This window comes from Pseudomonas sp. 3A(2025), assembly GCF_054589175.1.
In genome coordinates this window covers 16,997-29,453 of sequence record NZ_BAAILM010000011.1, presented here as the reverse complement: position 1 = coordinate 29,453, position 12,457 = coordinate 16,997, and the positions used below count along the sequence as shown (strand labels likewise).

Genomic DNA, 12,457 nt, shown 5'->3' with positions numbered 1-12,457 from the left:
TCATGTTTTTGACTTTCAAAGACTCGACGCAGATCACTTGGTTTTCGTTGATCAATCTGCGCGACACCTGATGAAGGTTGTCCTGGCGGGCATCTGAAATTTTTGCGTGCAGCCTGGCCACCTTTTGCTTGGCTTTCAAGCGATTGGCTGATCCGAGCTTCTTTTTGGCCAGTCGGCGCTGTAGCAGCGCTAGCCTGGCGGCGTATCTGGCCGTGTGCTTTGGATTGGGCTCTTTCTGTCCGTCGCACCGGGTGAACAGATCCGTGATCCCCAGATCAATACCGATCATGCGGGGTGAGACAGCAAGCTTTTCAGGCTCGAAGTCACACAGCAGGGACACGAAATAACGACCCGACCTGTCTTTTGAAACCGTGACGGTGGAAGGCTCACCCGGAACGCCTCGGCTCCAGCGAACATCAAGGGGCACCTTGTTTTTCGCAAGGAAAAGCTTGCCGTCGACATACTTGAAGGCGCTGCGCGTGAACTCAGCGGACTGACGATGGTGTTTCTTTTTGAATGAAGGGTATCCGCAACGCTTTTCGAAGAAGTTGGTGAAACCCTTTTGCTGGTGGCGAAGCACCTGCTGCAAAGGAACGCTGGAGACCTCGTTGAGCCATGCCTTCTCTGGATCTTTCTTCAACCGGGTCAACGCCGCATTAGCGCCAGTAAAGCCAATGTTCGTCTTGTCTTCAGCGTAAGCTTTGGAGCGAAAATCCAGGATGTAATTGTAGACGTAGCGTACACAGCCAAAGGTTTTCTCCAGTAGCAGCTTTTGCTCTGAAGTGGGGTAAAACCTGAATTTATAGGCGCGTTTGGTCATCGGTGGACGGTGCCATAAAACTGTATTTATGTACAGCTCAATGCGGCTACGCCGCGCTCCTTTCCTCCCCCACCTGAAGGAAGGGGTTTCTCGGAGCAATCTGGATGAAGAAAACACTGCTAGGCGTGCGAGCGTTAATGTCCGTGCCCAAGGACAATCCCGGTCTGGTCAAGGCGCAATACATTGCGCTGTCTCGCCAGTTACCCATGATGTATTTCATCCTTCTGACTAACACCCTGATGCTGGCGGGCACCCACTTTGCGGTCGCGCCGCGCTGGCTGGTGGTGTATTGCCCGTTGATCATGACGCTGTTCGGCGTGATTCGTGCGGCGGAATGGATACGCACGCGCAGGCGCACACGCAGCCCGGCGCAGATGCTCACGGCGCTGAAGCGCACCAATATGCTCGCGCCGTTTGTCGCCGTGGCGTTCACCGCTTGGTCGCTGGCGCTGTTTCCGTATGGCGACAGCTATACCCAGGCGCATGTCGCCTTTTATATGGCGATCACCGTCATTGGCTGCATCTTTTGCATGATGCACCTGCTGCCAGCGGCGCTGGCCACCACGGCAGTGGTCAACACGGCGTTCGTGGTGTTCTTCGCGTCCACCAATATCATTACCTTTATTGCCACCGCGATTGATGTCCTGCTGGTGTCCATCGCCATGCTGGTCATTCTCAAGGCGCAGTACGCCGACTTCACCCGGCTGGTGAACATGCAGGCGCATACGGCAAAACTCAGCGAGGAAAACCTTCACTTGGCCAATCAGGACAGCCTCACCGGGCTGGCCAATCGGCGGCAGTTCTTTTCTCGCCTTGATACGCTGCTGTCCCGCGCCCGTGAGCAAGAGATTCGTCTGGCCGTGGGGCTGATCGACCTGGATGGCTTCAAGCCGGTCAACGATCTGTATGGCCATAGTATTGGTGACAAGCTGCTCTATCAGGTTGGCCAGCGTCTGACCGGGCTGCTCGACGACGATGTGCACCTGGCCCGGCTGGGAGGCGACGAGTTCGGGCTGATCATCACTCAGGCCATGAGCGACGAGCAGTTGCAGGCGTTTGGCGAGAAAATCTGTGCCAGCCTGCGCGAGCCGTTTCTGCTGGTGGACATCCCTATTCAGATCAGCGCGTCACTGGGCATTGCGACCTTCCCGGATCAGGCATCTTGCGCCACGCAAGTGTATGAATACGCCGACTATGCCCTGTATCAGAGCAAGCGCCACCGCCCCGGCACGGTCTGCCTGTTCAGCGCAGCCCATCGCCAGCAGCTCAATCGCGAAGGGCTGACCGAACAGGCCCTGCGCAGGGCCGATCTGGAGGGTGAGTTTCACGTGGTGTTCCAGCCCATCGTGGATATTCACAGTGAGCAAACCGTGGCGTTCGAGGCACTGGCACGCTGGGAAAGCCCAGAGTTGGGTAACGTGCCGCCCAGTGATTTCATCCCGATTGCCGAGCGCATCGGTATGGTCAATCGCCTCACCGTACCGTTGCTCAGCAAGGCGCTGGAGGTGGCCGCGAGCTGGCCTGCGGGTATCCGCCTGTCATTCAACCTGTCCGCCCATGACTGTGGTTCGCAGGACGCCGCCCAGCAGATCGTCGAGCTGATCAAGAGCAGCCGTTTCGACCCGGCCTGTCTCGATCTGGAAATCACCGAAACCGCGGCCATCCAGGACCTGCCGCAGACCCAGCGAGCGATCAGCCGGTTTCGTGAACTGGGCTGCGGCATTTCCCTCGATGACTTTGGCACCGGCTATTCCAGCCTGAGCCAGATCCACGCGCTGTCGCTGACCAAACTGAAGGTGGACCGCACCTTCGTCACCAACATCCATCTCGACCCGGCCAGCTTCAAGATCGTCAAGTCGCTGATTGCCCTGTGCCAGGACATGCAGTTGGAATGCATCGTCGAAGGCGTGGAAACCGCCGCAGAACTCGACGCCCTGAAAAACCTCGGTTGCGCCTGGGCTCAGGGCTACCTGTTCTCCAGACCTATGCACGCCTGCGACATCAGCGCGTGGCTTGAAGGCGAGCAACTGGGCAAGGTGCAGGTGGTTTAATACGCCGATAGGGCAAGCCGGCACTCGATTCATGCAAAAGCAAGCGCTTTCAGTCTGCTAGCGGTCCTCACGGGTGTGCCACAGGCGCAGTAGATAGAGAGTGGAGTCCACTATCTCGTAACGCATCTCGTAATGGCCGATCTGAATGCGACGTACATCCCTTGGCTCAAACTCTTCCAGGCGTTCGCCAATGCGTGGATTGGCCAACAATGTGGTCGGTGCCGCTGTGAGTTGCTGAACCGTTCGTGCAGCGGCAGCCTGATTGACCAGCGCCAGAAATTCGTACAGTCGGGTAATGTCGGAAAGCGCCTTGCTTGTCCATTTCAACTCCATCAGCGCGGTGCCGGCAACGGCGTGTCGGTGCTGAGGCTATCAGCCCAAGCCTGGACAGCCTGGTGGTCAATCACGCGCCTGGCATCTACATCGGCCAAGGCCTCGCGGGTCAGACGGCTGCGCTCTTCTTCCTGTTCTATCCAGGCAGACAGAGCCTGTTTGACGATCCAGTTTTTGGAGCGCTCCAGGCGCTCTGCCATCAGATCGACTTTTTGTGCCAATTGCTCAGGGACGTGAGCGGTGACAGATCGGGTTTTCGCGGTGGTGGCCATGAGAGAACTCTTCCTGATCGTTAATCGATTCAAAGTTAATCATATTGAATAACCGTGCACCGTCAAGTACTCCCTACAACCCCATCACCACCGGCACATACCCCGTCTGCAAATCCCGCTCCGGTATCTCCCAGATCAGCACCTTCGGCGGCGTCTGCGCAAACGCCGGGCTGTTGAAATACGCATTCGCCGCGCCTGAGAACTCGCCACCGTCCTTGGCGAAGTTACCGATCGGCGCGCCCAGTGCGCGTTGCAGAAAGTCGACAAACGCAGAGTTGCGCGAGAACGAGGTGCCGATCAGCGCGACGTTGGGCAGGTTGTCGTCGCCAAACAGGTCGTCCAGGCTTTCACCGCCCACCGAGGCCGCTTCGACCCGTTCTCGAATGGTGGTTTCGGCCACGCTTTGCGGTGGTGGCTGCAGCGACACGGGCAGCCAGTCGAGGCCGGCCAGGCGCACCAGGTCGCCGGGGCGTGGCGCCAACGGTGCGACGCGGGTTTCGAAACTGCGGCTTGGCGTGGCCTTGAAGTTGACCTCTTTGAAACGTCGGGCGATGGCGTTGGCGGCAGCACTGGCGCCGGTTTCGCTCCAGTGCGTGTCGGTGCGTAAGAAGGCGGCATCGCCCAGTGGCTGCAGGGTGGATGTCAGGTCCAGTGTGTTGACGGCAGCGGCCTGCAACATGCCGCTCCAGTGGCTGATACGGCTCTGCAATTGCGTCGGCCGATACAGCCCGCATAACTGATTGGCCGCGATGCGGCTCTTGTCCGGCACCACCACCACCCACAGATCGATGCCTCGTTTACCTAGCCGTTGCTTGAGGTCGATGACCGCTTGGGCCTTGGTTCGCTCGTTGGTTTGGGCATTGCGGTTGATGCGTAATTCGTCGGTCAGGAATAACCAGCCTGAGCATCCTGGACGCACGCGCGCGCCGGTGTCCTGGAACAGCAACCAACTGGCGCCGCGCTCCAGATTGGCGGCCTGTTGGGCGAAGAAGGTGCCCGACAACTGCTTGGCCAGCGCATGGGTGACCTCGCCGTGCAGCACCGCGTCGCGGTCGACTTTGGCCGGCAGCCACTGCACCTTGCCGCTGGCCATCAACAACCCGCATGCCAGCAGGCCGATGCCCATGAACGCGGCCAGGGTCACGCCGGCCACCGGGCTGACGCGCTGGGCCAGTTCGCTGGGCGGCTGCGGTGCGTTGGACGATTGACTCATGGCCGGCCTCTCAGAATTGGAAGCTTAGAATTGAAAGTACAGGAAGGGCACGGTTTCGCGGCTGGCGATCAGCGCGAACGACAGCAGAAACCCCGCCACCGGCCACACCGCCGCACCGGCCACAAACACCGGGTTGTGCGCCCAGCGCTGTTCAACGCGGCGTTGCAGCAACGGTGCAAGCACACACAGCACGCCCAGCAGCGCGGCCATGCCGTGTGACAGGCGCAGGGTCACCGCCAATGCATCGCCCAGCGCCACGCCGTGCAGGCCGAACTGGCCGGCGTACATGGTCATGGCGGTGTGGAAGTCCGGCGAGCGGAACAGCGTCCAGGCCAGGCACACGAACAGCAGCGTCAACACATGCGCCAGCGGTCGTGGAACGCTCGGCAGGCTGGAATGCGACCAGGCCCGGTCGACGCACAGCGCGATGCCGTGGGCGGCGCCCCACAGCAGGTAGTTCCAGCTGTCGCCGCCATGCCAAAGCCCGGCGATGGCCATGGTCAGGAACAGGTTGCGATAAGTCTTCCAGGTACCAAAACGGTTACCACCCAGGCCGATGTACAGGTAATCGCGCAGCCAGCTCGACAGCGACAAGTGCCAGCGCCGCCAGAAGTCCTGAATGCTGCGCGCCAGGTATGGCCGGTTGAAGTTTTCCGGAAAGTGAAAGCCCAGCATCAGGCCCAGGCCGATGGCCATGGCGCTGTAGCCGGCGAAATCGAAAAACAGTTGCAGCGAGTACGCCAGGCAGCCGATCCAGGCATCGACCAGGGTCGGCTGCGGCAAATGAAACGCCACGTCGACCAGCGGCGACAAGGTGTCGGCCACCAGCACTTTCATGCTCATGCCGATCATGAAACGCCGCGCGCCGAGGGCGAAGTTCTGCCAGTTGAAATAGCGCTGGTTGAGCTCGCGGCGTACCCAGTCGTAGCGAATGATGGGCCCGGCAATCGAGTGGCCGAACATCGAGATGTAGGTGGCGTAATTGATGAAGCTGCGCTCCACCGGCACCGTGTGCCGATGTACGTCCACCAGGTATGAAATGGCCTGCAAGACGATGAACGACAGCCCCGCCGGCAAGGCCACGCGCTGCCATTCGAACGGCATGGCGCCGTAGCTGCTCATCAGTTCATTGGCGGTCAGGGCCAGAATGTTGGCGTACTTGTACCAGCACAAGACGGCGGTGTTGAGCACGATCAGCCCCACCAGCCAGCGCATGCGCGCCGTGGTGCCTTCGCGGGTGCGGTCGACGATCAAGCCGCCGACCCACGCCACCACGGTCAAGACCATGTGCAATGTCAGAAACAGCGGGCTCAGCCAGCCATAAAACAGCCAGCTGCCGATCAGCAGAATCGTGTTGCGCCACGACGGCCGCCCCAACGAGTAAACCAGCATGAACGCCGGCAAAAACAGCAGCAGAAACTCAAGGGAGGCGAAGACCATGACGACAATTGCCCGATCAGATCAGTGGGACAACGTATCCGTAACCGACAACAGGCGTGGTCCATTGGCCGAAGGCAACAGCAACACGCTGTAGCGCTCGCCCGCCTTGAGTTCGCCCAGATCCAGGGGCTCGCCGACGTTTGCGTTGGCGCAGACCAGTTGCACCGACAGCTTGACCGGGTTGATCGAGCGGCGTTGCAGCGTGCCGTCGGCTACCGCCTTGAACAGGTCCGCCGTGCGCCCCGCCGGGCGCAGGCTGGCGTCAAGGCAAGCGGCATCGAGGCTGAAAAACGCCAGCGAAGCCTTCAGACCATTGAAGTCATCCGGCTCTTCGCGCACCGCCACCTGCTTGAGACCGCCGTCGGCCTGCGGCAACGCCACCACCGTGGCGAACTCGCCAGGCGCCACGCTCTGCTCCATGGCCAGCTTTTGCCCATCACTGACCAGCGTGCCTTTGACGGCGCTTTTGGCCTGCACCGGAAAGAACGCCGACGCAGGCGCAGTGGTGGCCAGGCGCAACGGCGTCTGGCCCTCCTGGGCGATGACGTCCAGCGGCGCCGGCGTGGCGTTGATGAAGCGAATGAACGCTGAATCTTCGGCCGGTCCCGTGGGGTACAGCGCAATCTCGGCAGACTGTGCGGCAGCACTCGCCAGCAGTGCACCGACGCCACAAGCCATAAGACGCAAGGCCGTCACTTTTTGGCTCCTGCCGCGCTGACACTGCTGACCGGCAGCTGCCCCAAAGCATTGCCAATGGCCGTGCCCCAGGACTTGTAGCCGGCCACAGTGAAGTGCTGACCGTCGGTGGTGATCCATTGACCCGGCTTGGAGAAACTCAGCGAGTCAATGTAGGTGCACGGCGCTACGTTATTGGCCAGAAACTGCGACATCAGTTGGGTGCGCGCATCGTTCTTCTGATACATGCCGCCCACCTTGCCCCAGGCCGGTCCCACCCAGGCGCACTGGGTGCCCGTGGCGGCGATGGCCTTGGTCAGGCTGGTCACACTTTGCCAGGCCCACGCTTTAGGAAACGAGGGCTTGTCATAGGAGGCCATGGTGTCGCCAATCACGATCACCACCAGGTCCGGCTTGTCGGCGGCAATCAAGTCGCCGATGGGCGTGGTGGTGGCATCGCGGCCCTTGATCACGATCTTGCCGTTACCTTTCTGTTCGGCGCCGCAGTCGACCTTCTTGGTCAGCAGCCAGTCACCGGCACTGGCCCCACACGCGCCGATCGAATGCACGATGGCGCCTTGCCTGGTCAGGTTGTCATGCAACGGCTCCATCAAGTGGTCGGCCAGGCTCATGTGGCTTTCCCCCAGAACCAGGAGTGTCATGCCGGCAAGTACGGAAGGCATAGCGTTCTCCTGATATCAGTTGGAATAGGGCGAGCTGTAAGGGCTGACCGGCAACTCCATCGGACCTGTCGCCTGCTCGAGCATGTAGCGCACGTACAGGGCACCGCTGAGCTGGCGATAATCGCGAGCGTTGTCCAGGGCCACGTTGCCGCCCATGAACATGTTGCCGCCGATACGGTATTCGCCGGCCGCACTCAGGCTGTAGCCGATGCCGGTTTTGCTCTGCCCTTCGTGCGTCTGTCCGGAAGCGGCTTGCAGATCGCCGTCGTCCGGGAAGTAAGGCGAGCCATCCTGCTTGAAGTGCTGCAGGCCGACCGAGCCTTTGACCTGATAACTGAAGCGCTCGGAGCGTTGCGACCACATCACAGGAATGCCGATGGCAAAGAAGTTTTGCGGGCTGAAATAGCCGCCATTGCCATAGGTGAAGTAGCTCTGGTCATTATCATAGCTCATTGCCATGACACTGACACCGGCCGTCAACTTGCTGTTCTCGGTATTGTTCAGGTACCAGTAGACGCCGCCGCCAATTTCGCCGCGGCTGTTGGCCTTGACGTTGTTGCCCACCAGCTTGTGCCATGAACCGTAGCCGTAACCGCCGATGGTCTGGTTGTCGTAGCTGACCTGGCCGCGTCCACCGTTGGCCGTTACGCCACCCCACGACAGGCCGCTGCGATCGTCGGTGGAACCGGCGAATGAGGTCACGCTGTCGGTCACCGGACGCCTGGAGACGTTGAGGCCGTAGCGCAGGTTGGGGTTTTCGCCCAATGGGCGGTCGAGGCTCACGCCACCGGCGACGGTGGTGTACTTGAAGCCCATCGGCGTTGTACCGATGTCTGCCTTGAGACCTTCTGAAGGGCGTTCGAAGCCCACCGAAAGGCCTACGCCGGTTTCACGGTTCGACCCTGCAGGGCCGGTCGAGCCGCCGCCAAAGCGGCTGCCGGCATCGGCCGACACACTGCCGCTGTTGAGCGTGACCGGTGTGACGCGTACCGCCACACGGTTATCGCCCAGCGGCATGTTGATCTCCAGCGGCGCCTCGACCATCGTCAGCTTGCCCAGCCCGGCCTCGCTGTTGTTGCTGGTCACACTCAGGCCCTGGGTGACGTAGCCGCTGCGCAGGCTGAGAATGCGGTTAAGGGCACTTTGTGCGCTGCTGATCTGGGTACCGTCGTCGCCGTTAAGCGTGGCCTGGGCAGGCAACGGAATCGCGTCGGCGCTCGCCACGCTGCGTGGGTTGGTGCCCGCCGCAGGGGTGGCAGCGTTGGGCGCTGCCGCCGGGCCCATCTGCACGGCGAGGATACGTTGCTTCTCGGTCTGTTCAATCGACACGGCCTTGCGCAGCAATTCTTCCGAGGCTCCGGTCTTGCCGATGCTTTCGTAGATGCGTGCAGCTTCGGTCAGCGTCAGTGCGTCATAGCGGCCCAGCCGCAGGAACTGCTCCAGTGCCTTGTCGGCGGACGCCGGGTCATGCGCCTTGACGGCTGCATCGGCAGCGCCCAGCAACACTTGCGGGTCGTTGGGCTGACGCTGCAATAACGGTTTGTAGAGCTCGTACGCCTTGGCGGTATCGCCACGTGCGGTGTACAAGCGGGCGAACGCCGACACGGCCTGAATATCATCAGGGCGCTGGGCCAATGCCGGTGCCAGGGTGTCGTAAGCGCCGTTCAGGTCGCCGCCTTCACGCAGCAGGTCGGCCTGACGAATGCGGTACTGGTACAGCAAGTCGTCGTAGCGCTTGCGGCTTTGTGCGTTCATGGTCTGGTTTTGCAGGTTGCGCAGGATTGTGTTGACCTGCACGTCGTCGCCCGCCGCCAGCAGGACGCCGGCGTATTGCAGCGTTTGATCGGCAGAAGGCATGCGCAACTGCGCAATGGCAGTACGGGCCATGGCACGGCCGCGCTCGACTTCGCCGGCTTCGATGTAGGCGCTGGCCAGGGTCAATTGACGCTCAGGCGTGGCACCGGCCACCGGCAACAGCCGGTCAAGCAGCGCCAGCGCTTCCTGACGCTGACCGCGCTTGGCAATACTGACGGCCAGATTGACCTGCACGGTCATGTTGACTTCGTCGGCCAGGGCTTTCATCTCAGGGGTGCGCTGGTCAACGGGAATACGCCCAAAGGTGATCTGGGCATCTCTCCACTGGCCCATTTCGACCGACAACAGAGCGCTGGTGTAGAGCGCGTCGATGTTGTTCGGCTGGCTTCTGAGCAGATCGTCGATCAACGCACGGGCCTTGGGCGCCTCATTGGTCTTGAGGTACAAGCGCGCCAGGTCGAAGCGTGTCCAGACATTGTCCGGATCGTTTTTGACCGCTTCTTTGAGGGCTGCCTGGGCCGCCAGCGTGTCGCCACGCTGTTCGGCAATACGTGCCACCTGGATGGCACGCAGCGCCTTGAAGCTGCCGCTGTCACCGAGCTTGGCCTGTTCATCGCTGGACAAGGTATCGATCAGGCGCAGCGCTTCATTGACCTGGCCACTCTGGGCCAGAACATTGACCAGGCCACGAACGGCCTTGGCGTTGCCGCGATCGGTGGACAGGATCTGGCGATAGCTGGCATAGGCGGCTTCAAACTGACCGGCCTGGGCCTGGATATCGGCCTGGGCCAGGCGTATGTCGATATTGCCCGGGTTCTTGCTGACGGCCTGGGCCGCCGCTTCCAGCGCCTTGCTGGCCTGGCCTTTGGACTGCATGTCGCGAGCCTGTTGCAGGCGCGTCCAGGTCTGGACATTTTCCAGCGCACTTTTCCAGCGCTCGCCACCGGTCTGGCGGGTGGCACGGGTCAGCAGTTGTTCGGCTTCGGCCTGACGGTTCTGTTGCTGGCGTACCACGCCCAGGCCACCGAGGGCATCGGCATCGTCAGGCTTGCTTTTCAAACGTGTACTGAATGCGGTATCGGCGGTGGCCAGGTCGCCCTTTTCCAGGGCTTTGAGGCCTCGAGCCACTTGCGGGTCCTGCTGCCAGGTCGAAGCACCGCCACTGGCCTGCTGTTGCCGGCCCTTGTTCATCAAGTCGCGGATTTCCTGGTCGTCCGGGTGGACCTTGAGGAACGCTTCGAACAGCGGTACCTGGGCCGCTGTCGGCGTACCGCCCCAGACCAGTGCCAGACGCCAGCTCTGATCGGCGTCACCAGCGATATCGGGGTGGCTGGTCAGCTTGGCCAATGCACGAATGCCTTCGTCGCGGCTGTCTTCGCGGCGGGCCAGGTGCTTGGCATAGAACAGCGCCAGAACCGAGTCGTTCGGGTTTTGCTTGATCAGGCGTTCGAAGCCCTGGCGGGCCTCTGGCCAGTCGTTGTCGCTGAAGCCCAGGTTGGTGTAGTACTCACGCCCGATCGTGCCCTGTGGCACACGGCCGTTGAAAATCTTGCGAAACGCCGCCGTGGCCTTGTCGCGCTCACCGGCATCGGCCAGACGCCGGGCTTCATCGAGCAGCGCCTTGTTGTCGGCCTGGGTCAGGGCAATGTCCTGCTCCAGCTGGATGGCTTGCGCCGGCGGCGGTGTCAGGGCGCGCAGGCGCGCCAGATAACTCTGAGCCTGTTGCGGCTGGTTCTTGTTGACGCCAATCAAGCCCATGCCATACAGCGCATCGACCTGATTGGGGTCTTGCTGCAGCACTTTCTGCCAGATCTCTGCCGCCCGCACCGCGTTCGAGCGCGCTTGCCAGTATTGGCCCTGCTCAATCAACTGTGCCTGTACGGCGGAGGTTTCAGCGTTGGCAACGTTATTGGCTGCGATTGCTGTAAGTAGCCCGATAACTAACGTGTGGCGACTGGCGGGCATGAAGTCTCCCAAGACAATTTAAGGGTCCCGTCATGGCGGAACTGATAGCGTTGTTCAATCCAGCCCAAAGCAAACAGGCTGAGCATAAAGTTGTAATAAGCCGGTTCCGAGCGGTCTTGCGGGTCGTTTTTCATGACCCTGGCAAGACCTTGCTCGACGTGGCGCCGTTGTTGCTCGACCAGCCAGGTTTGTCCCTTGGTCTGGAAGTAAGGCAACAATGCCGCTGAATAACCAAAAGGCCCCTGGCCCTCGCTTGCGCCGCTCATGACCTGAACTTTTTCCGGCGGCACGCCGCTTGAGGCCGTGCTGGTCGACATACCGTCCAGGTGTGCCAACAGCGTAGCCGCAAGTGGATCGTTTGCAGGGGTCATGCCAGCCCAGAGGTAAACGCGAATCGCGTCATAACTGCCCAGTTCGCCCTTGGCGGGGTCGACCACGAACAGCCCTGTTTTGGGCGAGGTGCCACGATAACCCAGCCAGTCTGCCACAAAGCCCTTGGGACTGGACGCCTTGATCATTTTTACCGTGTTGTCGGCGATCTCTTTCCAGGGGCCGTTCGGCGCCTCTTTGGCCAGGCGGCGCAACAAGGGGATGGGTAGATAACTGGGGTTCAGACGCCAAAGATGGTCAGGCTGGGTAAAGCCCTCGGGACCTGGCAGCACCATTTTGCCGAGGCCCGGAAGGTCGACGACCAGTTTCGCTTCAATGGTCTTGAGCAATGCCTGCGCATCGTCGCGATAGGCCGGAGCCTGCCACAGGCGCGCCGCTTCGAGCAGCGCGTAGGCCATCCACAAGTCGGCATCGGAGGCGGAGTTGGCGTCCTGGATCTGCCAGTTGCCATCCTTGCCCTGCCCCCATAACCAGCCCGGCAGGCGTGTCTTGAGGTCGGCGCCCATCATGTTGGCGACGGTCCATGACCACAAGGCGTCAAAGCGCTTGCGGTCATTGGCCACGAGGGCGAAGACCATGCCATAGGACTGGCCTTCGGAGGTGCTGTGATTGCGTTCCATGCTCGATTCGAGCATGCGTCCATCGTCCTGGACATTGCGCTGGGCGTAGCTCTGCCACAGCGGCCAGGTCGGACCGTCGCAGCGCTCGGCTGCCATCAGCGGTGTCAGCACCGCTGCCGCCAACAGACCCGCCAGCCAGCGCGCGCTACGACGCGGGTTTATCAGTAAAGCCAACATGGG

The 12,457-nt window shown here is 61.3% G+C and carries 10 protein-coding genes; 1 reads left to right on the top strand and 9 read right to left on the bottom strand.

Annotated features, from left to right (window positions below):
* Nucleotides 1-820 (bottom strand): RNA-guided endonuclease InsQ/TnpB family protein (locus tag ACYP2A_RS04485; RefSeq protein WP_459743130.1); only part of this gene is annotated, 820 nt, incomplete at its 3' end.
* 104 nt (nucleotides 821-924) lie between these two features.
* On the opposite strand from ACYP2A_RS04485, the gene ACYP2A_RS04480 reads away from it, so the two are divergent.
* Entirely contained in the window at nucleotides 925-2,871 is a 1,947-nt protein-coding gene (locus ACYP2A_RS04480; RefSeq protein ID WP_459743129.1) for a putative bifunctional diguanylate cyclase/phosphodiesterase, read from the top strand.
* Nucleotides 2,872-2,928: 57 nt separating this feature from the next.
* Here the strand turns inward: ACYP2A_RS04480 and ACYP2A_RS04475 are convergent, their stop codons facing one another.
* The 8 genes from ACYP2A_RS04475 to bcsZ all read right to left on the bottom strand — a co-directional run bounded on the left by ACYP2A_RS04475 (nucleotide 2,929) and on the right by bcsZ (nucleotide 12,454).
* Nucleotides 2,929-3,204: a type II toxin-antitoxin system RelE/ParE family toxin gene (locus ACYP2A_RS04475; RefSeq protein ID WP_459743127.1), complete on the bottom strand. Its 276-nt coding sequence runs from the start codon at nucleotides 3,202-3,204 to the stop codon at nucleotides 2,929-2,931.
* Nucleotides 3,204-3,476 (bottom strand): CopG family ribbon-helix-helix protein, encoded by a 273-nt coding sequence (locus tag ACYP2A_RS04470; RefSeq protein ID WP_459743125.1) that lies wholly within the window; start codon nucleotides 3,474-3,476, stop codon nucleotides 3,204-3,206. Before ACYP2A_RS04470 ends, ACYP2A_RS04475 begins: the two co-directional genes overlap by 1 nt.
* 73 nt (nucleotides 3,477-3,549) lie before the next feature.
* Nucleotides 3,550-4,689: an alginate O-acetyltransferase AlgX-related protein gene (locus ACYP2A_RS04465; protein WP_459743123.1), complete on the bottom strand. Its 1,140-nt coding sequence runs from the start codon at nucleotides 4,687-4,689 to the stop codon at nucleotides 3,550-3,552.
* Between the two features lie 24 nt (nucleotides 4,690-4,713).
* Nucleotides 4,714-6,129, bottom strand: coding sequence for an MBOAT family O-acyltransferase (locus ACYP2A_RS04460; protein ID WP_459743121.1), 1,416 nt, complete (start codon nucleotides 6,127-6,129; stop codon nucleotides 4,714-4,716).
* Nucleotides 6,130-6,150: 21 nt separating this feature from the next.
* On the bottom strand, nucleotides 6,151-6,825 hold the full coding sequence (locus ACYP2A_RS04455) for an alginate O-acetyltransferase AlgF (RefSeq protein WP_459743119.1): 675 nt from the start codon (nucleotides 6,823-6,825) through the stop codon (nucleotides 6,151-6,153).
* A complete protein-coding gene (locus ACYP2A_RS04450; RefSeq protein WP_459743117.1) occupies nucleotides 6,822-7,487 on the bottom strand; it encodes an SGNH/GDSL hydrolase family protein in 666 nt (221 codons plus the stop codon). Before ACYP2A_RS04450 ends, ACYP2A_RS04455 begins: the two co-directional genes overlap by 4 nt.
* 15 nt (nucleotides 7,488-7,502) lie before the next feature.
* Nucleotides 7,503-11,267, bottom strand: coding sequence for a cellulose biosynthesis protein BcsC (locus tag ACYP2A_RS04445; RefSeq protein ID WP_459743116.1), 3,765 nt, complete (start codon nucleotides 11,265-11,267; stop codon nucleotides 7,503-7,505).
* Nucleotides 11,243-12,454 carry a cellulose synthase complex periplasmic endoglucanase BcsZ gene (gene bcsZ, locus ACYP2A_RS04440; protein WP_459743114.1) on the bottom strand — a complete coding sequence of 404 codons (1,212 nt, stop codon included), beginning with the start codon at nucleotides 12,452-12,454 and terminating at the stop codon, nucleotides 11,243-11,245. Before bcsZ ends, ACYP2A_RS04445 begins: the two co-directional genes overlap by 25 nt.
* Nucleotides 12,455-12,457: the final 3 nt, after the last annotated feature.

What these genes read in the sequence shown, in the direction of transcription:
- ACYP2A_RS04480 (WP_459743129.1), top strand. Translation starts at nt 925, where the DNA reads ATGAAGAAAACACTGCTAGGCGTGCGAGCGTTAATGTCCGTGCCCAAG.
- ACYP2A_RS04475 (WP_459743127.1), bottom strand. Translation starts at nt 3,204, where the DNA reads ATGGAGTTGAAATGGACAAGCAAGGCGCTTTCCGACATTACCCGACTG.
- ACYP2A_RS04470 (WP_459743125.1), bottom strand. Translation starts at nt 3,476, where the DNA reads ATGGCCACCACCGCGAAAACCCGATCTGTCACCGCTCACGTCCCTGAG.
- ACYP2A_RS04465 (WP_459743123.1), bottom strand. Translation starts at nt 4,689, where the DNA reads ATGAGTCAATCGTCCAACGCACCGCAGCCGCCCAGCGAACTGGCCCAG.
- ACYP2A_RS04460 (WP_459743121.1), bottom strand. Translation starts at nt 6,129, where the DNA reads ATGGTCTTCGCCTCCCTTGAGTTTCTGCTGCTGTTTTTGCCGGCGTTC.
- ACYP2A_RS04450 (WP_459743117.1), bottom strand. Translation starts at nt 7,487, where the DNA reads ATGCCTTCCGTACTTGCCGGCATGACACTCCTGGTTCTGGGGGAAAGC.
- ACYP2A_RS04445 (WP_459743116.1), bottom strand. Translation starts at nt 11,267, where the DNA reads ATGCCCGCCAGTCGCCACACGTTAGTTATCGGGCTACTTACAGCAATC.
- bcsZ (WP_459743114.1), bottom strand. Translation starts at nt 12,454, where the DNA reads ATGTTGGCTTTACTGATAAACCCGCGTCGTAGCGCGCGCTGGCTGGCG.